This window comes from Sphingomonas sp. MJ1 (PH-R8) (assembly GCF_048058635.1).
Lineage (GTDB): Bacteria > Pseudomonadota > Alphaproteobacteria > Sphingomonadales > Sphingomonadaceae > Sphingomonas.
This window is the reverse complement of sequence record NZ_JBBEFX010000021.1, coordinates 21652-45037: the sequence shown is the minus strand read 5'-3', so window position 1 is coordinate 45037 and position 23386 is coordinate 21652. Positions and strand designations below refer to the sequence as shown.

Genomic DNA, 23386 nt, shown 5'->3' with positions numbered 1-23386 from the left:
CTTCGATACGCCATTTCGACTACGCTCAATGGCTACTCAGGACGAACGGCTTTCTGTCGTGAGAGAGCGACAGAACCGTCGTCCGCGCGCCATGCCAGCCAGGCGACGAGACCCAGCAGCGGCAGCGCGACCAGCGCCCAGATGCCCAGTCCTTCCCAGGGGGTGAAGCCCAGCCATTCGTCGGCGACGGTGCGGAGGTAGCCTGGCGCGAATCGCTCCAGCAGGACTGCGCGCCAGACCGCGTAGTCGAAGAAATCCGGCGCGGCGATTTCCGCCGAGGCGATCATCAGGTTGATGGCGATGGAGACGGCCAGCAGCTGCGCGGCGAGGAGCTTGCCGACGGGCGTGCGCAGCAGGGTCCAGAAGCCGGCGAGGCCGAGTCCCAGGAAGCCCAGGGCGGGAACCGCGTGGCGGGGGCCGGTCGAGTGGCCGCCGTCCCAATAATAATAGGCGGCGTTGTAGAGGAAGGGCAGGATGCCCAGCACGATCGCGAGCACGGCGAGGTCGCGGTAGCGGCGATCCCAGAGCAGCCAGGCGAGGCCGATCGGCGCCAGCACCAGCACCGGCGAGACCCACAGGATCCCGCGCCGCGGGCCGAACACGATCTCCCACAGCACGTGCGGCTTGGGATAGGTGAGGCCGAAGAAGCCCTGCTGCATGCCGGCGAAGTCGGTGACCCCGGCATAGCCCGACTGGAACGGCGATCCGAAGGCAAAGGCGTTGTAGGCGAACAGCGGCAGCACCGCGACGAGGGCCACGCCGGCGGCGGCGAGCATCACCGGGAGCCGCTGCGCCCAGGCCCAGCCCCGCATCCGCCACAGCGCCCACAGGCCGATCGGCAGCGCCTCCAGCACCGAAGGCGGCTCGATCACCGCGCCCCAGCCGAGTGCCAGGCCGGCGATCGCGGCATAGCCGATGCTGGCGCGGGTGCCGCCGGGCGTGCGGGTGCCCCGCCACACCGCCCAGACGGCGATCACCAGCATCGCGCCGGAGGCGGCATGGCCGAAGATGGTGGTGGCCCAGCCCCAGGCGATCGAGCCGAGCGCATAGCCGAGCGCCCCGAACAGGCCGGCGGTGGTGCTGCCGGTCACGCCGCGGCCAAGGTCGAACAGCAGCATCGCAGCGATGGCGACGAACAATGCGGAGGTGAAGACGGCGGTCAGGCGGACCCGGATCTTGATGAAGCGGTTGAAGCCGGGGTCCTCGTTACGGATGCGGTGGAACTCGGCATCGTCGCCGGTGACGGCATCGGCGAGCGCGACGAAAGGCACCGCCATCAGCGTCATGCCCGGTGCCTTGTCGGTGTAGAAATGGTCGCCGAACTGCGCGCGATCGATCGTCAGCGCGGCATATTCATCGATGGTGGCATCGCCCTGCTCGACCAGCGAGACGGCCGCGTACATGCGGGTGGCGTTGTTGGGATTGAACTCCCAGGAGCCGAACCAGCCGCAGGAGAACCAGACGACCGCGAACAGCAACCAGGCGATCGGATCGCGTCTCAGTCCCGTCTGTGCCGTCATGCCGCCGCCGCCGTTCCCCGTTCAACGAGGCGTGCGGCTACGACGGCAGGGACGCGGACGCAACGTCCGGCGCGATCAGGGAACGCTGCGTTCGGCCTCCGCCTTGGCGGCGCGGCGTTCCGCCTTCCAGCGGTTCGCGTTCTGGACGAAGCAGCCCGACTGGCCGCTGGCACCCACGGTGCTGCACGAACCGACGCCGGTGGCGCCTGCCTCCAGCCCGGACTGCTGGCGCACGGCCCAGCTCTGCTGGTCGGGCGACGCCTCGGTGGTGCGCAGCTCCTTGGGGATGCGGAAGCGCTCTTCCTCGCCGCGGCGCACGCACACCACGATTTCCTCGCCATTGGCGTTGGTGGGGCATTTGTCGTTGCCGTAGATCACCAGCACGCCGTTCTGGGCGGCATTCTGGGCGACCGCGGGGGCGGAGAGGCCCAGCACCGGCGCGGCCAGCCCGATCGCTGCCATCAGCATCCACTTTGCCATCGGTCGTCCTCCTGTTGCCGCCATCCTAACGCGGCAAGCCTCATATGCGTTTCGATGCGGCGATTGCCACCCGGCAGCCGAGCCGGATCACGGCGGACAGCACCGGATAGCCGATCGCCTGTTCGGCGCCGTGGGCGATCGCCGCTTCCTTGTGCTCCAGCTCCTCGGCCTGGAACTCCAGCACCGCGGCCGAAAGCTCCGGCTCCTCGTCGCGAAGCTCGGCGAGCTGCTGGTCGTAATGCTTGTCGATCTCGGTCTCGACCGCGGCGGTGCAGGCCATCGCGGCCTCCGGCCCGATCGCGGCGGTGACGGCGCCGAGTGCGAAACCGGCGACGCTCCAGAAGGGCTGGAGCAGGGTCGGGCGGACGCCGCGTTCGGCGATCATGCCGTCGAACCAGGCGCGGTGGCGTTCCTCCTGCTTGGCCATGCCGACGATCTCGCGCGCGAGCGGGACGCGATCGCCCATCACCGCGAGCTGCCCCGCATAGATGCGGGTCGCGCCATATTCGCCCGCCTGATCCACCCGGATCATCTGGGAGACCGGTTCCCGCCGATCGCCGGGTCGCCACCGCTTCATGCGCGTTTTCCTGCCAGCACAAAGATCCCCAACGCACCGACGAGCGAAAAGATCGCGTTAAAGCCCGCCAGAGAAATGCCCGCCAGCGTCCATTGCGGCACGTCGCAGCGGATCACCGGCGCCTTCATGATCGCGTCGAGCATGTCGCCGCCGCCGCCCGAAAACGGCGTCGCGCAGCCGGTGATGCCCTGCCACCAGCCATATTCGACCCCGGCGTGAAAGACGCCGATGCCGCCGCTGATCGCGATGGCGATGCCGGCGAGCAGCACCAGCGCGACGCGTGCGGAGGTGCGGGGTGCCACGAAGCTCAGCAGCGCCAGCACGATGGCGGCATAATGCGGCCAGCGCTGCCAGTGGCACATCTCGCACGGGTAGAGCCCGCCCAGATATTGCGATCCGAGCGCGCCCAGCATCAGCACTGCCGGGACGAGCAGCGCGAGCCAGCGCGCCGCCTGGAGATTGCCGCCGCGCATGTCAGCGCTTCTTTGCCGGCGTCGCCGTCGCCACCGCGCGCGGCGCAGGGCCCAGGCGGCCGAGCGTCTGCAGGGCATAGTGAAGCTGGAAGTCCTCGACGCCGCGCTTCTTGAGCGCCTCGGCAGACTCGGTGAAGCGGGGATCGGGCTTGCCGTCGTCTTCCAGCACCGAATTGTCGACCTTGGCCTCGTTGATCAGGTGGCGGCGCAGGTCCGCCTCGCGGAACACCGGGCGGTCCTTATAGTCGGGGTCGGAGATCTGCGGCACCTTCAGGTCGGGCTCGATGCCGCCCTCCTGCACCGAACGGCCCGAGGGCGTGTAGTAGCGCGCGGTGGTGAGGCGCAGCGCCGTCTCCGGCCCGAGCGGCAGCAGCGTCTGCACCGACCCCTTGCCGAAGGTCCGCTCGCCCATGACGATCGCGCGGTGGTGATCCTGAAGCGCGCCGGCGACGATTTCGGAGGCGGAGGCGGTGCCTGCATCGACGAGCACGATGATCGGCAAACCCTGGGTCAGGTCGCCGGCCTCGGCATAATAGCGTTCGATGTCGGTCTTCTCGCGGCCGCGCTGGGAGACGATCTCGCCGTGGTCGAGGAAGACGTCCGACACCTCGATCGCTTCGTTCAGCAGGCCGCCGCCGTTCTCGCGCAGGTCGACGATGTAGCCGAGCGGCTTGTGGCCGAGCGCCTTGTCGATCGCGGCGACCGCGGCGCGGGTGTCGGCGCCGGTCTGGGCGGAGAAGGTGTTGATGTTGATGATGCCGATGCCGTCCTTCACCTCCCACTTTACCGGCTTCTGGACGATGATCTCGCGGGTCATCGTGGCGGTGATCGGCTTTTCCTGGCCCGGGCGGACCAGCGTCAGCGTGACCTTGGTGTTGGCGGGGCCGCGCATCTGGGAGATCGCCTCGTCCAGCGAGCCGCCGTAGATCAGCTTGCCGTCGATATGGGTGATGTAGTCGCCGGCCTTGATGCCGGCGCGTGCCGCCGGCGTGTCCTCGGTCGGCGCGATGACCTTGATCGCGCCGTCGATCATGGTGACGGTGAGGCCGAGGCCGCCGTAGTTGCCCTCGGTCGCGATGCGCATGTTGTCGAAATCGAGCGCGTCGACGTACGAGCTGTGCGGGTCGAGCGCCGCGAGCATGCCCTGGATCGCGCCCTTCACCAGTACCTTGTCGTCCACCTTGTCGACGTAGGACGCACGGACGCGATTGTAGACGTCCATGAAGGTGTCGAGCTCGCGATAGCTGTCGCTGTCGACCTGCGCCATTGCGCCGTTGGCGATCGGAACCAGCGCCAGCGCGCCCACGATCGCAGTGGCCTGGAGGAGCGGGCGAACCATGCGGGGAACCTTATGAACGGACATGCCGCACCGGAATAGCGCCAAAGCGTGGCCGCGTAAAAGGAACTCTGGCGGTCTGCCTCAGCCGAGCATCGTCGCGATGTCGATGGCGGCGCCGTGGCGGCGCAGCTCGACGGTGACCTGGGGCGCGTCGCCGCCGGGGGCGAGGCCGAGCGGCGTGCCGGCGGCCACCTCGGTCCCGCGGCGCACGGTGGCGCGGCCGAGCCCGGTCACGAGGGTCGTCCAGCCGTTGCCATGATCGAGCAGGATGATGGTGCCATAGCTGCGAAAGGGGCGGGCGAGCAGAACGCGGCCCGCCAGCGGCGCGACCACGCGCGCGCCGGGTGCCACCGCGAGCGTCAGGCCGCGCGACCGCACGCCCGCGTCTGAAATCTCGCCGAAGCCAGTCACCACCGCGCCAGCCACCGGCAGGCGATAGGGCGAGCGGTGGACGGGCGTGCCGTCCGACCCCGGGCGCAGCAGCGGCCCGGAAAGGCTCGTGAGCTCGCCCAGCGTCACCGCGGCGAGCTGCGTCTCCTGCATCTGGTCGACGATGTCGCGCGCGCGTTCGCCCAGCGCGATCGCGCGGTCCGACTCGACCAGCGCGGTGCGGCCGAGATCCTGCGATCGCAGGCGCTCCGCCGCCTCCAGCCGCACCAGCTGGAGGCGCTCGTCCTCCAGTCGCCGCCGGCTGCTGCCGAGCGCCTGCACCGCGAGCGCGGCCTGGCGGCGGGTGCGCTGGACCTCGGCGACCTCTGCCCGGACGGCGCTGGTGCGCTGGCGGACGGCGGGAAGCACGGTCGCGAGCACGGCGCGGACGTGGACGGCATCGGCGGTGGAGCCGGGCTGGGCGACGGCTGCCACCGCCGGCCGGCGGGCGAGCGACTGGAGTGCGGCCATCAGCCGCACGATCGGGTCGCGGCGGCGGGCAAGCTCCTCTCGGCGTTCGGCGAGCAGGCGGCCGACGACCGCCACGCGGGCTTCGGCGGCGCGGTGCTCCGCCTCGGCCGCGGCGATGCGGGCGGCCATGCTGCGCTGCCGGGCGGCGGCGCGATCGGCGGCTGTGCGGGCGGCGGCGGCCTGGTGCTCCAGCGCCTGGGCGCGGGCCTGGGCACGATCTGCCTCGATCCGGGCGGTGCGCAGCCGTTCGCGCTGCTGGTCGAGCGGCGGGGGAGCGGCGGTGCCGATGGTGGCGGCGCCCAGTGCCGCGCCCCCGGCGGCCAGCACCAGCAGGGCCGCCGCGACTTTCCCGCCGCGGCGCATCAGCCCTCGCGGTGATAGGGGTGGTTGGCGAGGATGCTGGCGACGCGCCACAACTGCTCGGCGAGCATGGCGCGGGCCATCATGTGCGGCCAGGTGAGGCGGCCGAACGAGATCAGCAGGTCCGCCTCCCGCCGGTCGGCATCGTCGAAGCCGTCGGCGGCGCCGATCAGGAAGCGCGCCTCGCGGACGCCGTCGTCGCGCCATCCACCCAGGACCTGGGCGAACTGGCGGGAGGGCATGTCGCGGCCGGTTTCATCGAGCATGACGATGCGGGTGCCGGGATCGCGCGGCGGCACCTTGCCGCCCTTGTCGGGCAGCTCGGTGACGCGGGTCGGCCAGGTGACGCGCTTGAGATAGCGATCGACCAGCTCGGCCTCGGGACTGCGCCCGATGCGCCCGCGCGCGACGATATGCAGCAGCACGGGCGCGAAGGGTCAGACGGAGGCGGGCGGGTTGCCGGTCGAACCCATCGTCGGCGTGTCGCCGAACGCCCACATCCGCTCCAGGTTGTAGAAGGTGCGGACTTCGGGGCGGAACAGGTGGACGATCACGTCGCCCGCGTCGATCAGCACCCAGTCGGCGGTCGGCAGACCCTCGACCCGGGCGCTGCGGCCGAACTCGGCCTTCACCTTCTCGGCGATCTTGGTGGCCATGGAGGCGACCTGACGGCTCGAACGGCCGGAGGCGACGACCATATAGTCGGCGATGCTGGACTTGCCGGCGAGCGGGATCGAGACGGTTTCCACCGCCTGATCGTCATCCAGCGAGGTGAGGACGAGGCGGTGCAGCGCCTCGACGTCGTCGGTACCGCCTTCGCGTGCGGAAGAGGGGTTGGGCAACTTGTCTCCTAGCCTTTCATGGCCGTGCGCGTGGGGATTTGGTTCGGCGTCGGGTGCCGGTGCCAGGCGGGATCGGCGGCTCGGATGCCGGTCGCCGAGGTCGGATCGGGGCGGAAGCGCAGCAACACAAGTGCCGGCAAACTCCAATTCGTCCATCGTTTCGCCTGGCCTGCGGGCCGCGCATGGCGCCGCAGCCAGCCCATCGCGACACTTGCGCGGGCCCGCCGATCATACCCCGGACGCGCGATAACCGCAATCGGCATGGTGCGCGCGATTTCGCGCCATCCGCGCCAGCGGTGGAACTGGGCGAGATTGTCGGCCCCCATCACCCAGATGAAGTCGTGATCGGGGAAGCGCGCGACGAGCTTTCGCAGCGTGTCGAGGGTGTAGCGCGTGCCGAGCCGTCGTTCGATATCGGTCGCCCGGATGCGCGAGTGGCGCGCCATGCGGGTGGCGGACGCGAGGCGCGCGGCAAAGGGCGCCATGTCGGTCGCGTGGTCCTTGAGCGGATTGCCGGGCGACACCAGCCACCACAGCTCGTCGAGCTCCAGCGCGCGGATCGCCTGGAGCGAGATGCCGCGGTGGCCGCGATGCGCCGGATTGAAGGAGCCGCCGAGGAGGCCGATGCGGGACATGGGGGCGCGATGCCAGTGTTGCGCGGCGGGTGCAACGGCGTGGGGGCGGTGGTCCGCTTCGCCTCGCGCGCGCAAGGTACCCCGGCGGAGGCCGGGGTCCAGGTGGGAAGGCGGTTGCGGAGTGCCCCAAACCCCCTTCGCCGCAACTGGGCCCCGGCCTCCGCCGGGGTACGAAGCGCGTTCCGGGGTGCGGCAGCGCGACCCTCTACGTCGCGCCCTCCGTGCTCCTGCGCAGGCGGGAGCCCAGGGTTTCGCGCGATACCGGTCGTTGCTTTGCTGGGCCCTGGACCCCCGCCTGCGCGGGGGTACGGTTGCGGGTGTGGTTGGCGTTAGCGCTTCCGTCCCGCCGCGAGCGCCGGGGCGCGGTACTCGGATTGGCGCTCGATCATCCAGCCGGGGTATTCCGGCGCCAGCTTGCTGGCCGCATCGAGCGACGCGAGCTGCTCCGCCGTCAGCGCGACGTCCACGGCGGCGAGATTGTCCTCCAGCTGGTCGACGCGCTTGGCGCCGACGATGACGCTGGTGACGACTTTCTGGTGGAGCAGCCAGGCGAGCGCGATGCGGGCGACCGACACGCCATGCGCCGCCGCGATCGGGTCCATGGCGGAGAGCACCGCCTCGCCGCGGGTCTGGTCGACGGGCGGGAAGTTGAAGTTGGTGCGGCGGCCGTTGCTGTCGCCGGCGCGGTACTTGCCCGACAGATAGCCGCCGGCAAGCGGGCTCCACACCATCAGGCCGAGCCCTTCCGATTCCATCATCGGCGCCAGCTCGCGTTCCAGGTCCCGACCTGCGAGCGTGTAGTAGGACTGCACCGTCTCGAACCGGGCGAAGCCGCGGCGTTCGGAGATGCCGAGCGCCTTGGCGATCTGCCACGCCGCCCAATTGGAGACGCCGATGTAGCGAACGTGGCCTTGGCTCACGAGATCGTCGAGCGCGCGCAGCGTCTCCTCGATCGGCGTCACCGAGTCCCAGCCATGGATCTGGTAGAGGTCGATATGGTCGGTGCCGAGCCGCTTGAGGCTGGCCTTCACCTGGTCGAGCAAATGCCCGCGTGAGGCGCCGCGATCATTGTGGCCCGGACCCATCGGCCCGAACGCCTTGGTGGCGAGCACCACGTCTTCACGCCGCAGCCCCAGGTTGCGGATCGCCTGGCCGGTGATCTCCTCCGACAGGCCGTCGGAATAGACGTTGGCGGTGTCGATGAAGTTGACGCCCGCGTCCACCGCGGTGCGGAGCAGCGCGTCGGCGTCGGCCTGCTGCACCTGGCCAACCGCCTTGAACATCCCCTCCCCGCCGAAGGTCATGGTGCCGAGGCAGAGTTCGGACACGAACAGGCCGGTGCGGCCGAGCTGGTTGTAGTGCATGGGGGATGCGCCTCCTGAGCGATAAGCGCCCGGCAGATGGGGATGCTTTTCGCCCGCGCAACCGATCGGTATGAAAAAGCCCCGCGTCAGGGGCGGGTCTGGCCGGTGCCGGTGACGGTCCATTTGTAGGTGGTGAGACCTTCGAGCGCGACGGGGCCGCGGGCATGCAGGCGGCCGGTGGAAATACCGATCTCCCCGCCCAGCCCGAACTCGCCGCCGTCGGCGAACTGGGTGGAGGCGTTCCACATCACGATCGCCGAATCGACCCCGTTGAGGAAGCGCTCGGCCGTGGTTGCGTCCTCCGTCACGATCGCGTCGGTGTGGCCGGAGCTGTGGCGGGCGATATGGGCCAGTGCGCCTTCCACGCCGTCGACCCGCTTCACCGAGAGGATCGCGTCGAGATATTCGGTGTCCCAGTCCTCGGCCGTGGCGGGGCGTACGCGCGGGTCGATCGCCTGGACGTCCGCGTCGCCGCGCAACTCGCAGCCGCCGTCGATCAGGGCGGCGAGCAGCGGCGCCGGATCGGCAAAGGCGCGGTCGATCAGCAGCGTCTCGGTCGCGCCGCAGATGCCGGTGCGGCGGAGCTTTGCGTTGACCACCAGGGTGCGGGCCATGTCCGGGTCGGCGGCGCCATCGACATAGCTGTGGTTGATGCCGTCCAAGTGCGCGAGCACGGGCACGCGCGCCTCCGCCTGGACGCGGGCGACCAGGCTCTTGCCGCCGCGGGGCACGACCATGTCGATCAGGCCCTCGGCCGTGAGCATGGCGCCCACGGCGGCACGATCGGTGGTGGGGACCAGCTGGATCGCATCGGCGGGCACGCCCCCGGCGGCGAACCCGCGCTGCATGGCCGCATGGAGCGCGCGGTTGCTCTCGATCGCCTCTGATCCGCCGCGCAGGATGGCGGCATTGCCGGCCATGACGCACAGCGCGCCGGCGTCCGCGGTGACGTTGGGGCGGCTTTCGTAGATGATGCCGATGACGCCGATCGGCACGCGCACGCGGCGCAGCACCAGGCCGTTGGGGCGACGATCCTCCGACACCAGCGCGCCGACCGGATCGGAGAGGCCGGCGATCGCCTCCATGCCGGCAGCGGCGCCTTCGAGGCGGGCGGGGTCGAGGCGAAGGCGGTCGAGCAGCGCCGGGCTCAGGCCGCGCGCTTCGCCGGCCGCGACGTCGCGCGCGTTGGCGGCGAGGATCGCGGACGCATCGGCGCGGATCGCGGCGGCGGCGGCGCGCAGGGCTGCGGCCTTGGTGGCGGTCGGAAGCGCAGCCAAGGCGCGGGCAGCAGTGCGGGCGCGGGCGCCCATCGCACGCACGAGGGCGACGGCATCTTCGGGTGCGGCGGCGGTGGCGAGGTCAGCGGACATATGCCCCACGCTAGCATGGCCGCGCAGGCCTCCCAAAGCCTCTCGACAGGGTGCAGGGACGTGATAGCTTTTCGTCATGGGGGAAGTGGAAACAGGGGGCGACATCGTCGCCGGGGGGCTGTTCGCGCGCGCGATCGAGCCGGGCGCGGGTGAGGGCCGGGCGCGGGTGAGGGCCGGGGCCATGGGGCGGGCCATGCGCATGGCCTGTGCCTCAACTGCGGGACCGCGCTGATCGGGGCGCATTGCCACCGCTGCGGGCAGGCGGGGCACATCCACCGCACGCTCCATTCGGTCGGCCACGACCTGCTGCACGGCGTGTTCCATTTCGAGGGCAAGATCTGGGACACGCTGCCGATGCTGGGGACGCGACCCGGCGAACTCACCCGCCGCTATGTAGAGGGCGAACGGGCGCGCTTCGTGTCGCCGCTGGCGCTGTTCCTGTTCACGATGTTCCTGATGTTCGCGGTGTTCGGCTGGGCAGGCGTCGGCAGCTGGATGCAGGAAGAGACGTTTCCGGAGCACATCGTCAAGGTCGATGCCGGGGATGCCGAGCGCCTGCGTGGGCGCATCGCGGAACTCGATCGCGAGATCGCCCGCGGCGATGCCAAGGGGCAGGCGGCGCGTGGGTTGCAGATCGAACGCTATGCAATGGAGCAGGAGCTTGCCGTCGTGCAGGGGCACAGCGGCATCCCCGCGATGCTGCGCCGGCTGGGCGTGCAACTGGAGGGCAATGGCTACAAGAAGCTCGGCCACAAGCTCCAGAACCCGGAGCTGCTGCTCTACAAGATCAAGTCGAGCAGTTACAAATACAGCTGGGCGCTGATCCCCTTGTCGCTGCCGTTCATGTGGATGCTGTTCGCCTGGCGGCGGCAGTATCGCATGTACGACCACGCGATCTTCGTGATCTACTCGATCAGCTTCATGAACCTGCTGTTCGTGGCGATGGCGCTGTTCAGCATGACGCGCTTGCTCTCCTGGCTCGACCCATGGCTGCTGCTGGTGCCGCCGATCCACATGTTCGCACAACTGAAGGGAGCGTACCGGCTGCGCACGTTCAGCGCGGCGTGGCGGACGGTGGCGCTGCTGTTCGTGACGGCCCTGGTGCTGTCGATCTTCGTGTCGCTGCTGGTGGTGCTCGGGGTGATGGGGTGACCTGCCGCCGCGAGGGCGGCGGCGGGAGGTAGGGAATACGGCGACGGCAGCGATTGTGATCCTGGGGTCCTGCCTGCGCAGGAGCACGGTTGGGTCGTATAATCTTTGGAGCCGACTGTCGGGGGACGTCACTTCCCGCCATCTCTCCACATCATCAGCTTCCCGACTGCGAACGATCGTCAAGCAAGCCTGCCATGCCGCAGCCGCCAGCACACCCGCCAGTGGATCACTCAGCTTTAACGACTCTCTCGATCACGCCGAGTGGCGGAAGCGCCAGCATCTTGCGAGACAAGGAAAGCAACTCGGAGCGGGAATTGACCGCACAGTAGCGAGTGACCCAGATGTCGAACCCCTTGGCCTCTAGTTTGCTCCCGGAAGGGCAGCGCTGCTGTAGCACGATAAACCGATCGATTTCAGCGCTATCTGGCTCACGTGCTAGGAGTGTGTATTCGCTCCCAGGATTGAAGCCTTTCTGAAGCGCCCAAAGCTCCCACTCGGCGCCTGCTGCACGCGCCGTTCCCAACTGGACAAAGAATCCATACTCCGATTGAGCTTCGTCCAACCCGCTCTGTTCATCGGCCGTTCGCATGATTGCCGAACAATGGAAGACCCCATAGTTGGTGAACCGCTCCCAATGCTGCTCGCCAAAGCTGTTGTTCGGGCTAGGCGTGAAGCGCCAGTCGCCAAACTGCACTCGTGAAGTGCACCCAAATTCATCACCTGACGAAAAACTTCGCGGCCACATCTGCTCCCAATCAAAAGTGTAAAGCGGCAGCGATGAATGAATACGCTCGCCCGCCATTTCTTCGCCCGCGAGAGCTGGAGCCGATATCGAAACAAGGGCCGCCAAACCTATGCCAGCCGCCCAAGCGCTTAAGTGCTTCATGCGCCTCCCCCTTGCGCCAAGTCTGAACGCGAAGGAATGTGTCTACAAGAGAAGTCATCTTGCTATGGACGCCGAGCGGGATCCACTCAAAGCCGGACATTAAGCATTCAATGGGCTCTTGCGAAGAAGGGAGCCCAGGACCACGGCTGCGCGAGCCGTTGTTCTGCTTGGCCGTGGGTGCCTTGTGCAGGCAACTCGGGGTGCGCTCCCTATCGTGAGCCACCGCAACTGGACCCCGGCCTTCGCCGGGGTACGGGTTTTGCTTGGGGCGACAACGCGGCCTGGTTCACAGGACCTACGGCCAAAGAAAAACCCCTCCGCGAGGTCGTCGCGGAGGGGTTTTCTGTTCGTGCCGGGCCGGATCAGGCGCCGGCGGGGCTGGGGTTGCCGAAGGGACCCTGGGGGCGCCGCGTGCGCGGGATCGAGGTGCCGGCGGCGGCGACCGGGCGGGTCGGGCCGTCGGTCGGGCGGCCGAGGTCCTCGCCGGCGATCAGGCGCTTGATCTCGTCGCCGCTCAGCGTCTCATACTCGAGCAGGGCGCCGGCCAGCGTGTGGAGCTGGTCGACATGCTCGGTCAGCACGTCGCGGGCGCGGGTGAGGCCACCCTCGACGATGCGCTTGATCTCGCTGTCGATCAGTTCCGCCGTCTTGTTCGACATGCGGGCCGGGGCCGACTGCGAATAGCCGAGGAAGCTCTCACCCTGCGGCTCGGCGTACTCGACCGGGCCGACCGCGTCGGACATGCCCCAGCGGGTGACCATGTCGCGCGCCAGGCTCGTCGCCTGCTGGATGTCGCCCGAGGCGCCCGAGGACACCTTGTCGTAGCCGAAGATGATCTCTTCGGCGACGCGGCCGCCCATCGCCACCGCCAGGTTCGCGTACATCTTGTCGCGGTGGTAGCTGTAGCTGTCGCGCTCCGGCAGGCGCATCACCATGCCCAGCGCCCGGCCGCGCGGGATGATCGTCGCCTTGTGGATCGGGTCCGACGCGGGCTCGTGGATCGAGACGATGGCGTGGCCGGCTTCGTGATAGGCGGTCATCCGCTTTTCGTCGTCGGTCATCACCATGGAGCGCCGCTCGGCGCCCATCATGACCTTGTCCTTGGCCTCTTCGAACTCGAGGTTGGCGACCAGGCGCTTGCCCTTGCGGGCCGCCATCAGCGCGGCTTCGTTGACGAGGTTGGCGAGGTCCGCGCCCGAGAAGCCGGGCGTGCCGCGCGCGATCGTGCGGGCATCCACGTCGGGCGCCAGCGGCACCTTCTTCATGTGGACCTGCAGGATCTTGATGCGGCCCTCGATGTCGGGGCGGGGCACCACGACCTGGCGGTCGAAGCGGCCCGGACGCAGCAGCGCAGGGTCGAGCACGTCGGGGCGGTTGGTCGCCGCGATGATGATGATGCCTTCGTTCGCCTCGAAGCCGTCCATCTCGACCAGCAGCTGGTTGAGCGTCTGCTCGCGCTCGTCGTTGCCGTTGCCTAGACCCGCGCCGCGATGGCGGCCGACCGCGTCGATCTCGTCGATGAAGACGATGCACGGGGCCGACTTCTTGGCCTGTTCGAACATGTCGCGCACGCGGCTGGCGCCGACGCCCACGAACATCTCGACGAAGTCCGAGCCGGAGATGGTGAAGAAGGGCACGCCTGCCTCACCCGCGATGGCGCGGGCGAGCAGGGTCTTGCCGGTGCCGGGCGAGCCGACCAGCAGTGCGCCCTTGGGGATCTTGCCGCCGAGGCGCGCGAACTTGGTCGGGTCCTTCAGGAACTCGACGATCTCCTGCAGCTCCTCGCGCGCCTCGTCGATGCCGGCGACGTCGTCGAAGGTGACCTTGCCTTCCTTCTGGGTCAGCATGCGGGCGCGCGACTTGCCGAAGCCCATCGCGCCGTTCGCGCCGCCGCCCTTCTGCATCTGGCGCACCACGAAGAAGGCGATGCCGAGGAACAGCAGGAACGGAAGCGCCTGGACCAGCATGTACTGCCAGATCGACGGGCCTTCCTCCGGGCGCGCGGTGATGCTGACGCCGGCCTTGCGCAGGCGCTCCGTCAGCTGCGGGTCGTCCATCGCATAGGTGCGGAACTTCTCGCCGTTCGACTGGGTGCCGGTGATGACGTTCTTGGTGACGTTGACGTCCTTGACCGACCCTTCCTCGACCCGGTCGAGGAACGCGGAATAGGGGATCGACGTACCGGCGTTCTGCGCCCCGCCGCTGGGGAACAGCGACACGAACAGCGCCAGGGCCATGAGGATGCCCACCCAGATGAGCAGGCTCTTCATCCAGGGGTTGCCGTTGCCGCCGTTCTCGGGGCCGGGCTGCTTGTCGTTGTCGTTCATGAAAGCGCGTACCTCTTCGTCCCTGCAAGATAGGCTGCGGGGGATGAATGGCAATGGAACAACATCGATCAGGCTGATCGACGCGGCGGTGCGGGCCGGAAATGCCACCGGTCCCCGTGCGAAGAGGCGGAGACGCCTGCCTGGGTAGCGCCGCTGCCGGCCTCCAGCGCGTCCAGCAGCGGCTCGACGTTGGCGGAGTCGGACCAGCTTCCCTCGGCCGCGGGCGCGTGGTGGCGGACGTGGTGGATGGCGCGGCGGACGAGGCGGCGACGCAGTTCGCGGGGCAGGCCGGCCATGTCCAGCGCGTGTTCCCCGGGGGGCGCGGGGCACAGCCGCTCGCGCTCGATCCAGGTCACGGTCTCCCCAATTGCTGCATCCGTTTCGGCGCAATGCTGCGCAGCACGTGCGAGCCCCTCGACATCCAGCGCGGGCGTCCCGGCCAGCAGCGCGCGGGCCCCGGTGCGGTCGTGGCGGGGGTCGGTGTTGGAGGGATCGTCGACGAAGGGGAGGGCGGCTGCCTCCGCCAAGGCGCGCAGGGTCGCGCGCCGCCAGCCGAGCAGCGGGCGGACGACCGGGAGGCCGCGCGCCTCGCCGGCGCCGGTGCCGTCCCAGCGTTCGGGGTGCCAGGTCCAATAGCGGCGGATGCCGGCAAGCCCGGCGGGGCCCGAGCCGCGCACGGCGCGCATCAGGAAGGTTTCGGCCTGGTCGTCGGCATGATGAGCGGTGAGCAGCGCGGCCGCGCCCTCGCCGAGCGCCCATCGGCCGAGCAGCTGGTAGCGCAGCTGCCGCGCCTGTGCCTGGATGCTGGCGCCCCGGGGCGGCCGGTCCGGGACGAGCGTGGCATGCGGGATGCCGGCGTCGCGGCACCAGCGGGCGACGATTGCGGCCTCGTCGGCGGCATCGGGGCGGAGGCGGTGGTCGACGGTGGCGGCGATCACCCGGCCGGGGTGCGCGGCATGCGCCAGCGCCAGCATCGCCATGGAATCGGGGCCGCCCGAGACGGCGAGCGCGATCGGGCCGGTGAGTGGGGCGCCGATCGCGGCGGCGAGGTCGTGCGCGAACCGCGCGACCGCCGCCGGATCGAGGATCACCGGATCAGCTGCACTTGGCGGCGGTGCGTCCACGCTGGATATCCGCCTTCATCGTCGCCGAGATGCGATCGGCATAGACGTCGGACAGCTCGGCATAGACCTCGCACGCGTCCTTCGGCTTCTTGAGCTGCACCAGCGCGTCGGCGAGGTAGAAGAGGCTGTCGGGGGCGCGCTCGCCATCCGGCATCTTCTTGTAATTGTCGTAAAAGGCGATCGAGGCGAGGCTGGGCTTGCCGTCGTCGAGATAGGACCGGCCGATCAGGTTCTGGGCCCAGCTGGCGCGGCGGTGCTTGGGGTATTTGTCGACCACGGTTTTGAGCTGGGCCGCGGCCTCCGAATAGCGCTTCGCCGACCACAGGCGATAGCCGTAGACATAGGCGTCCTCGGCCGGATCGCCGCTGGGCGCGGGCTTTTCGACGGCAGCACCCGCCCCCGCAGGAGCGGCAGCAGCAGCGGGGGCGGCCGGCTTGGTCCCGGCATTGCCCGGAAGCGTCAGCACGCCGCCGCCGTTGCCAGGGCCGCGGGCCGGGGCAGGGGAAGCGGCCGGGGCGGTGTCAGGCTCGCCGCCCTGCGCGGCCGGCGCGGCGGCGCCGCCGCCCTCCAGCGCGGTGAGCCGGCCGTCGTTGGCGCGGCGATAGGCCTCGAACGCCTCCTCCATCTGGCGCAGCTTGTACTGCGCCTGCTCGACCTGGCCGGTCAGCGTCATCTGCTGCGATTCGAGCGCGGCGACGCGCGCTTCCAGATTGGCGATCGGGCTGCCCGCGGGCGTGCCCGGCGCCTCGATCGGCGCCTGGGGCGCGGTGATCTCCGGCTCGACCTGGGCCTGGGCGCCGCCCGGGAACACCTTGCGCTGGACGGCGCGCATCTCGCGCTCGAGCTTGTTCACCCGGCCTTCGATCGCGGTCTGCGCGGTCGCGGGGACGGAAACTGCAAGGCCGGCCGCCAGAAGCGGAAGCGTCATGAGGATACGCATGTCGTGACACCCCCCGGTGGGAATTGGGAAAACTAGGGGGACCCTAATGGTCCGGCGATGCTGTCGCCAGCCTTAAGCGCGCGCGGAAAAGCCCGGGCGCGCCCAAGGCGAGCGCATCAGCCCTGGGGCGCAGCCGGCGCGGGGGCGGCCCCGGTATCGGCGGCGGCAGGCGCCGGGGTGGCGCCGCCGTCGCGGGCGCGCAGCGCCTGGGCGCTGACGCCGATGTCCTTGATCGGGCGGGCGCCGCTGCCGAGCGGGGCCACCGACGATCCGTTGATGGTGACCGTCAGCTTGTCCGGGCGGCCGACGTTGATCATCGGGCCGTTGGCATCGACGGGAACGTCGTAGCGCTCGCCCGCGGTCATCGTCTTCTGCATCAGCGTCTTGCCGGCAGCGTCATAGACGCGGACCCACACTTCGTCGGTGGCGGTGAGCGTCACCTGGCTGCCGGTCACGGGCGCGGCCGGTGCGGCAACGGCCGGGGAGGCGGCGGGCACCGGCATCACGCCGAGTTCGCTCTCCGCCGTCGCCTGCTGCGCGGGCGGCGCGTCCCCGCCGCTGAGCAGGGTGGTGCCGAACCAGATGGCGAGCAGAAGCAGGATCAGGGCACCCGCAATCAACCCGCCGGTGGCGAGGCCGCGCGAGGGAAGCCGCGGGGGTGCATGGGGCTGAAGGTCGGGCTTGGGCTCGCGCCGCTGGTAGCTGGTATCGAGCTCGCGGCGCAGATCGCGGGCGAGCGCCACCTCGTCCACGCCCACCGCCCGTGCGTAGGAGCGGCCGAAGCCCATCGCATAGGTGGTGGAGGGCAGCTGGGAGAAGTTCGACGTCTCGATCGCCTCCAGATGCCGCTGGGGGATCCGAGTACGCGCCGCCACCTCGGCAAGGTCGAGGCCCTGGGCCTCGCGCGCCTGCCGCAACCGTTCGCCTGCCGTCATCGCTGCCGGGCTCCGTTCCACGGCGCCCTCGCCCTCACCCATTCCAGTCTCCACGCGGGGAATATTCACCAAGGTCGCGCCCCCGTCTTCGGGGCAGGTTTCGGACACGCATAAACCTGTGTCAACGTCGGGACGCGCGTATCCGCCGCCGTTTCACGCCAGTTCAACCCCATTGTCGCTCGCCCAGGCGGTCAGCGCGGCCCGCATGTCGGCCGGCGGGGCCGCCAGCAGCCGCTCCATGGTTGCGGTGATGGCGGCGCGATCGAGCGAATGGATCATCGCCTTGATCGGGCCGACCGCGGCCGGCGTGATCGACAGCCGGTCGATGCCGAGGCCGAGCAGCGCCATTGCTTCGAGCGAGCGCCCGCCCATTTCGCCGCACACGGTGACCGGGACGCCGGCATCGCGGGTGGCGCGCACCACCCGGCGCAGGAAGCGCAGGATCGCCGGGCTCAGCCAGTCGTAGCGCAGCGCCAGCTGCGGGTGCGCGCGATCGGCCGCGAACAGGAACTGGGTGAGATCGTTGGTGCCGATCGAGAGGAAGTCGAGGCGCGGGAACAGCAGGTCGAGCGTCTCGGCAAGCGCCGGCACTTCCAGCATGGCGCCATAGAGGATCTCCAGCGGCAGCTTGCGCCCGCGCGAGGCGACCCAGTCGCGCTGGCGCTCGAACAGCTCTCGCGCCTGCTCGAACTCCCAGGGTTCGGACACCATCGGGAACATGACGCGCAGCGTGCGGCCGGCCGCCGCCTCGATCAGCGCGCGCGCCTGCGCCTTCATCAGCCCCTCTCGGGTCAGCGCGAGGCGCAGCGCCCGCCAGCCCATCGCCGGGTTCTCTTCCTCATGATCGCCGGTCGCGAGATAGGGCAGCGCCTTGTCGCCGCCGATGTCGACGGTGCGGAACACGACCGGGCGATCGCCGGCCACGTCGAGCACCTCGCGATAGAGCCGCTGCTGGCGCTCGCGCGAGGGAAGGGTGGAGGAGACCAGGAACTGGAATTCGGTGCGGAACAGGCCGATGCCGTCCGCGCCGGTGAGGTCCAGCGCGGCGGCGTCGTCGCGAAGGCCAGCGTTGACCAGCAGGGTGATGCGATCGCCATCGCGGGTGACGGGCGGCTCGCTGCGCAGCGCAGCAAAGGCCGCGCGGCGGCGCTGCGAATAAAGCAGCTTGGCGTCGAACGCCTCCTCCAGATCGGCGGTGGGGCGGATGACGCAATAGTCTTCCGACGCGTTGAGCAGCAGCCGGTCGCCTTCCGAGATCAGCCGGCGGACGTCGCGCACCCGGCCGAGCACCGGCACGCCCATGGCGCGGGCGACGATGGTCACGTGCGCGGTGAGCGAGCCTTCCTCCAGCACCACGCCCTTGAGGCGCCGGCGGTCGTATTCGAGCAGTTCGGCCGGGCCCAGGTTGCGGGCAATCAGGATCGTATCCTGGCGCAGGCCCAGCTGGGCGGCGGTGCCGAGCTGGCCCGAGACGATGCGCAGCAGCCGGTTGGAGAGATCCTCCAGGTCGTGCATGCGATCGGCGAGCAGCGGATCGGAAATCTCGCGCATGCGCATGCGGGTGCGCTGCTGGACGCGCTCGATCGCGGCCTCGGCGGTCAGGCCGGAGTCGATCGCCTCGTTGATGCGGCGCGACCAGCCCTCGTCATAGGCGAACATCTTGTAGGTCGCGATGACCTCTTCATGCTCGCCGCCGACGCCGAATTCGGCCTGGCTGGTGATGCGGTCGATCTGCTCGCGCATCTTGTCGAACGCGGCATAGACGCGGTGGCGCTCGGCCTCCGTATCCTCGGCCACCGTGTGTTCGACGGTGATGCGCGGCTGGTGGAAGACGGCGACGCCCGCGCCCATGCCCTCGACCAGCTTGAAGCCGTTGATGCGGGCGGTGCCGGTCGCCTGGGGGCGGCTGGCGGCGGTGGGTCCGGCCGCGTCGATCAGGTCGGCGTTGGCGATCAGCTCGGACAGCACCATGGCGACCGTCTGCAGCGCCTCGATCTCGACGTCGTCGTAGCGGCGCGGCTCGGTATGCTGGACCGCGAGCACGCCCACCGCCCGCTCGCGCCGGATGATCGGCACGCCGGCAAAGCTGTGGAAGCGCTCCTCGCCGGTTTCCGGACGATAGGCGAAGTCCGGGTGGCTCGCGGCTTCGGCCAGGTTCAGCGTCTCGACATTGGCGGCGATGGTGCCGACCAGACCCTCGCCGGGTGCCAATTTGGTGACGTGCACCGCCTCTTCGGCGAGGCCGACGGTGGCGAAGAGCTCGAACACGCCCTCCCGCAGCAAATAGATCGAGCAGACCTCGCTATCGAGCGTTTCCCCGATGATGTTGACCACGCTGTTGAGCTTGGCCTGTGCGGGGCTGCGCGACGCCATCACGTCGTGGAGGCGGGTGAGGATCTCTCGGGCGGAAGCGGCGGCCGATGCGGGCATGGGGCTGGCTACCATGCCGTTGCGCCCGACGCCATCGGCCCGCCGGAAACTTCGGTAACGAAGTGTGCAAGCGGAGCGTGCGGCATCACAGCGTCCGCACGAGGCGCACGGCCATGGCGAGCCAGGCCGGTTCGGGCACCACCTGCTGGCGGGCGCCGGCACCGGGCGGCAGCAGGTGGAGCTTGCCGTCGCTGCGGGCGAGCAGGCGGCCGAACACGAAGCGGCCGGCGGGGCGGGGGACCAGCACGTCGCGGTTCATGGCGCTTCCGAACGCGTCGGGGGCGAGGCGGGCGCACCAGATCTCGTCGCCCGCCCGATAGTCGCCGACGCCGCCGGAGACGGTGACGGCGACCAGGCTGGGATCGATCCGGGGTGCTGCGACCGTCGCGGCGCGGCGGGGCGCGGTGGCGCCGCCGGCGTCGAGGATGGCCGCCACGGCGACGTCGGGGCGGTCGGGCAGCTTCACCAGATCGGCGGAATCGACGCCCAGCGCCTCTGCGATGCGGTTGAGCCAGCCGATCGAGACGGTGCGCGTGCCCGTCTCCAGTCGGCCGATCGTCTGGGCGGTGGTGGCGGGGCGGCAGCGCAGCGCCACCTCCTCCAGCGTCAGCCCCTTCGCACGGCGCACTTCGCGAATGGCGGTGATCATCTCCGGCTCCCGCAACAAACCATATCGGTTTGTCACTGTCCTACAAACAAGCCGATGTGGCAAGGACGAGTCGCGAGGATGGAGACGAACGATGCGCGAACTGGCCGAACGCGGACTGGAAGGCGAACGGGTGGCGGGCACCCCGCCGGCGCGGGGGCGGCGCAGCGTCACGGTGAACCTGGCCGAATCGCCGCTGTCATGGCTGCGCTCCCGCGGGCTGGTGAGCCCGCGCCAGTTCGATGCGGGCGAGCAGCTGCGCGAGGATTATGAGCGGGCGTTGCTCGGGCCACAGGTGACGATGCGCTGGGATGCGGCGCCGCGCGGCAGCGGCAGCCGGGGTGCGCCCTCCGCAGGCACGCCGGGCGGACCGCAACTGTCGGCCAAGCGGCGCTTCGACGCGGCGATCGCGGCGGCGGGGCCGGGGCTTGCCGACGTGCTGTGGCGCGTGGTGTGCGCGGGCGAGGGCCTGCCGGCCGCCGAAAAGGCGCTGGGCTGGCCGGCGCGGGCCGGGCGGCTGGTGCTTACGCTGGCGCTCGATCGGCTGGCGGAGCACTACCGGCTTCCGTGAGGAAGCGGCGATAGGCCCAGCCGATGCCGATGAGCGCGAAGCCGAGGCCCAGGAAGGAGAGGATGCGCAGCACGCCTTCGAGCGCCGCGGCGTCGACCAGGAACACCTTGAAGGTGGTGGCGGTGAGCAGCAGCAGGCCGAGCAGCCGCAGGTCGGACGCTTTGGCCGTGATGCCGCGCCACAGCCAGAACAGCGACAGGCCGAGCATGGCGGCCGAATAGCCCCAGTTCTCGCCGGTCCCGAGCGGGCCGGTGAGGATACTGCCGTGGGTCGCCTGGCGCACGGTGGCGACGAGGGCCATCAGGGTGAGGGCGGCGGCGATCGGGCGGGAGCCGCGGCGGGGCGGCAGCGTCCAGAACAGCGCGGCGGCGAGCGCGAAGTGCAGCGTGGCGGCGTTCAGCAGCGGGATTGCCCCTACGGCCTGGACCACGCCGGCGGGGTTGAACACCATCAGGTCGAACCAGACGATGCGGGCGACGCCGAGCGCGAGCAGCAAGCTTGCGACGCGCGGGAGGCGGCGGTTGCGCACCAGCGCCCAGCCGGCGAGGAGCAGCGCCTGGGTGATGACCGCGCGCTCAATGAAGCCAACGGCGGCGAAGGCCGGGGGCTCGGCGATGGCGAGGGGTTGCTTGAGCAGGAGATAGGCGAGCAGCGGCACCGCGCCGCCCGCGATGGCGAGGGCGATGCGGCGGGCGCGGCCGAAGCTCTGCCGGTCGGCGAACAGGATCGCGACGAGCACGGCGGTGGGGAGGGCGAGGAAGCGCAGGATGTCGCGCAGCGGCGGCAGCAGGCGGTAGGGCAGCATCTCGCCGAACAGCGAGCGGCCGAACGCTTCCGCCACCTGGGCGAGCGGGATCAGCGCCAGCACCAGCAGCCCGAGCAGCGGCAGGAGGGTGAGGCGGCGCACCGACGCGTCGCCGGTGACACGCCCCCAGCCGGCGAGCGCGGCCATCGCGGCGGCAAGCGGCAGGGCGACCAACGCGCCGGGCACGAGCTGCTGGAGGCCGGCCGAGAGCAACGCCGCGGCGGCGAGCCCACCGCCGACGAGGCCGGTGTCCTGCGCGTCGGCGCGGTCGCGGTGCCGCCAGCTCAGCCACCCGCAGGCGCCGGCGAGCAGCAGGTCGAGCAGGCACCACAAGCCGGGGTCGAGCAGCCGGGTGGCGGCGAGCTGGGCGATGAGCACCGGTCCCGCGGTGCCAACGACGCCGAGCAGCGCCCAGCCGCGCCCCGTGCGCGACAGCAGATGGCCGGGGATGGCGAAGAGCAGCGTGGCGAGGATGGCGGCGGTCGCGGTCACGCCGGGGACGGGGCGCATCAGGCCGACGCCGAGCAGCACCAGCACGAGGCCGAGCGCGGCGACGGGCGCGGGCATCAGCTTGGGGTCTCGCCATGCCAGGAACAGCGCGGCCGCCGAAAGGACGAGGTAGAAGCCCCAGGCGAGCGGGCCGAAGTCGAGCAGCGGGGCGGCAAGCAGCAGCTGCGCGAGCCCTGCCACCATCGGGGCGGCGCGCAGCCACGGGCGCCGGATGCCGGCGGAGGGGAGCGCGAGGGTGACGCCGAGCGCGAGCGCGACGATGAAGGCGGCAACGCCACCGACCTCGTCGGCGCGGACGGCGGCGAGCAGGAAGCCGGCCCAGCCGAAGGCCGAGGCGCCGGCCGCGAGCCCGAGCCACATCCAGCCGCGCGCGACTGCCAGCCACAGCAGCGCCGCCACGAACAGACCGAGATAGACGAGCAGCGGCCCGATGCCGGCGGCGTCGAAGCCGGCCACCAAGGGCGCGGCGAACCCGCCCGCCAGCGCCATGACCGCGGTGGGCGGGCCGTGGCGAAGCGCCAGCCCCAGCGCGACGCCGCTGATCGCGAGCATGATCGCGAAGCCGGCGATCGGGCTCACCAGATCGTAGGCGGCGGCCGCGAGATAAAGGGTCGCATAGGCGCTCGCGATGCCGGCGCCGGCAAGCACCTGGGCGATGCGCGGGTCGTCGCGGGTGGCGGGCAGGCGGCGCGCGACTTCGCCGCCCGCAAGCAGCAGCAGTGCGAACAGCCCCGCGAGCGCGGTGCGGATGCCGGGGGTGAGCAGGCCGCTCTCGATCGACAGGCGCACCAGGAAGACGCCGGCCAGCACCAGCGCGGCGCCGCCGACCCAGACCGGCAGGCGGCCACCGACCAGCGCCTCGAAGCTCGGCATCTCGAAGCGGGGCCTGGGCGGGGCCTCGGGTTCGGGCGGGGCCGAGAGGGTGGTGGCAGGCGCAGCGGGGCGGCGGACGACCGCGGGTTCTTCGCGGCGCTCGACCGGGGGTGGTGCTGCGAGGGGCGCTTCGGCGCGCGGCTGGAAGCGTGCCTCGACCAGCGCCTCGCGGAGGTGCTCTACCTCGCGCTCGACCGCCGTGAGCCGGCGCCACATCAGGACGAGCGCGGCGACGATGCCGGCGAACAAAAGCGTCATGAACAGGTCCACGCCCGTGTTGTGGCACAGCTGTGCTCCCAAGTCCGCACGCAATCGCGTGGACGCGGG

Annotated in this window: 20 protein-coding genes and 1 pseudogene; 2 read left to right on the top strand and 19 right to left on the bottom strand. The window is 70.5% G+C overall.

Features of this window, described 5'->3' with window-relative positions; all coding sequences use genetic code 11:
- Nucleotides 1-32: 32 nt before the first annotated feature.
- From VPH46_RS14605 to VPH46_RS14555, 11 genes are all read right to left on the bottom strand, one after another.
- Nucleotides 33-1520, bottom strand: a complete 1488-nt coding sequence (locus VPH46_RS14605; protein ID WP_416612343.1) for a hypothetical protein — start codon at nt 1518-1520, stop codon at nt 33-35.
- 75 nt (nt 1521-1595) lie between these two features.
- Entirely contained in the window at nt 1596-2000 is a 405-nt protein-coding gene (locus VPH46_RS14600) for a hypothetical protein (protein ID WP_125959068.1), read from the bottom strand.
- 40 nt (nt 2001-2040) lie between these two features.
- On the bottom strand, nt 2041-2577 hold the full coding sequence (locus VPH46_RS14595) for a demethoxyubiquinone hydroxylase family protein (protein ID WP_239435631.1): 537 nt from the start codon (nt 2575-2577) through the stop codon (nt 2041-2043).
- Nucleotides 2574-3050, bottom strand: coding sequence for a disulfide bond formation protein B (locus VPH46_RS14590; RefSeq protein WP_416612340.1), 477 nt, complete (start codon nt 3048-3050; stop codon nt 2574-2576). Before VPH46_RS14590 ends, VPH46_RS14595 begins: the two co-directional genes overlap by 4 nt.
- Nucleotide 3051: 1 nt before the next feature.
- A complete protein-coding gene (locus VPH46_RS14585) occupies nt 3052-4389 on the bottom strand; it encodes a S41 family peptidase (protein WP_416612338.1) in 1338 nt (445 codons plus the stop codon).
- 81 nt (nt 4390-4470) lie between these two features.
- Nucleotides 4471-5652: a murein hydrolase activator EnvC family protein gene (locus tag VPH46_RS14580; protein ID WP_416612336.1), complete on the bottom strand. Its 1182-nt coding sequence runs from the start codon at nt 5650-5652 to the stop codon at nt 4471-4473.
- A complete protein-coding gene (locus tag VPH46_RS14575) occupies nt 5652-6074 on the bottom strand; it encodes a 23S rRNA (pseudouridine(1915)-N(3))-methyltransferase RlmH (RefSeq protein WP_416612334.1) in 423 nt (140 codons plus the stop codon). The genes VPH46_RS14580 and VPH46_RS14575 overlap by 1 nt, the downstream gene beginning before the upstream one ends.
- A gap of 12 nt (nt 6075-6086) precedes the next feature.
- Nucleotides 6087-6491, bottom strand: a complete 405-nt coding sequence (rsfS, locus tag VPH46_RS14570; RefSeq protein WP_416612332.1) for a ribosome silencing factor — start codon at nt 6489-6491, stop codon at nt 6087-6089.
- A gap of 8 nt (nt 6492-6499) precedes the next feature.
- A complete protein-coding gene (locus VPH46_RS14565; protein WP_416612329.1) occupies nt 6500-7201 on the bottom strand; it encodes a nicotinate-nucleotide adenylyltransferase in 702 nt (233 codons plus the stop codon).
- 254 nt (nt 7202-7455) lie between these two features.
- Nucleotides 7456-8490: an aldo/keto reductase gene (locus VPH46_RS14560; RefSeq protein WP_416612326.1), complete on the bottom strand. Its 1035-nt coding sequence runs from the start codon at nt 8488-8490 to the stop codon at nt 7456-7458.
- A gap of 86 nt (nt 8491-8576) precedes the next feature.
- The gene (locus VPH46_RS14555; protein WP_416612324.1) at nt 8577-9860 is read right to left on the bottom strand and encodes a glutamate-5-semialdehyde dehydrogenase; all 1284 of its coding nucleotides are present in this window, start codon (nt 9858-9860) and stop codon (nt 8577-8579) included.
- A 76-nt stretch (nt 9861-9936) separates the two neighbouring features.
- Here VPH46_RS14555 and VPH46_RS14550 point away from each other — a divergent pair.
- A pseudogene (locus tag VPH46_RS14550) lies at nt 9937-11012 on the top strand (DUF3667 domain-containing protein).
- A gap of 226 nt (nt 11013-11238) precedes the next feature.
- Here VPH46_RS14550 and VPH46_RS14545 read toward each other — a convergent pair.
- The 7 genes from VPH46_RS14545 to VPH46_RS14515 form a co-directional block, all read right to left on the bottom strand.
- Nucleotides 11239-11898 (bottom strand): hypothetical protein, encoded by a 660-nt coding sequence (locus VPH46_RS14545; protein WP_416612322.1) that lies wholly within the window; start codon nt 11896-11898, stop codon nt 11239-11241.
- A 362-nt stretch (nt 11899-12260) separates the two neighbouring features.
- Nucleotides 12261-14225 carry an ATP-dependent zinc metalloprotease FtsH gene (gene ftsH, locus VPH46_RS14540; protein WP_132882619.1) on the bottom strand — a complete coding sequence of 655 codons (1965 nt, stop codon included), beginning with the start codon at nt 14223-14225 and terminating at the stop codon, nt 12261-12263.
- A 68-nt stretch (nt 14226-14293) separates the two neighbouring features.
- Nucleotides 14294-15316 carry a tRNA lysidine(34) synthetase TilS gene (gene tilS, locus VPH46_RS14535; RefSeq protein ID WP_416612319.1) on the bottom strand — a complete coding sequence of 341 codons (1023 nt, stop codon included), beginning with the start codon at nt 15314-15316 and terminating at the stop codon, nt 14294-14296.
- Nucleotides 15317-15320: 4 nt separating this feature from the next.
- Nucleotides 15321-16277: a tetratricopeptide repeat protein gene (locus VPH46_RS14530; RefSeq protein ID WP_416612316.1), complete on the bottom strand. Its 957-nt coding sequence runs from the start codon at nt 16275-16277 to the stop codon at nt 15321-15323.
- Between the two features lie 128 nt (nt 16278-16405).
- Nucleotides 16406-17293, bottom strand: coding sequence for a helix-turn-helix domain-containing protein (locus VPH46_RS14525; RefSeq protein ID WP_416612373.1), 888 nt, complete (start codon nt 17291-17293; stop codon nt 16406-16408).
- An 84-nt stretch (nt 17294-17377) separates the two neighbouring features.
- Complete coding sequence (gene ptsP, locus VPH46_RS14520) at nt 17378-19654, bottom strand: phosphoenolpyruvate--protein phosphotransferase (protein ID WP_416612314.1); 2277 nt, start codon at nt 19652-19654, stop codon at nt 17378-17380.
- A gap of 85 nt (nt 19655-19739) precedes the next feature.
- A complete protein-coding gene (locus tag VPH46_RS14515) occupies nt 19740-20303 on the bottom strand; it encodes a helix-turn-helix domain-containing protein (RefSeq protein ID WP_125959050.1) in 564 nt (187 codons plus the stop codon).
- Nucleotides 20304-20394: 91 nt separating this feature from the next.
- On the opposite strand from VPH46_RS14515, the gene VPH46_RS14510 reads away from it, so the two are divergent.
- Nucleotides 20395-20871 (top strand): DUF6456 domain-containing protein, encoded by a 477-nt coding sequence (locus VPH46_RS14510; RefSeq protein ID WP_416612312.1) that lies wholly within the window; start codon nt 20395-20397, stop codon nt 20869-20871.
- Here the strand turns inward: VPH46_RS14510 and VPH46_RS14505 are convergent.
- On the bottom strand, nt 20825-23317 hold the full coding sequence (locus tag VPH46_RS14505; protein WP_416612309.1) for a DUF2339 domain-containing protein: 2493 nt from the start codon (nt 23315-23317) through the stop codon (nt 20825-20827). The two genes, VPH46_RS14510 and VPH46_RS14505, sit on opposite strands and share 47 nt — an antisense overlap.
- Nucleotides 23318-23386 lie beyond the last annotated feature (69 nt).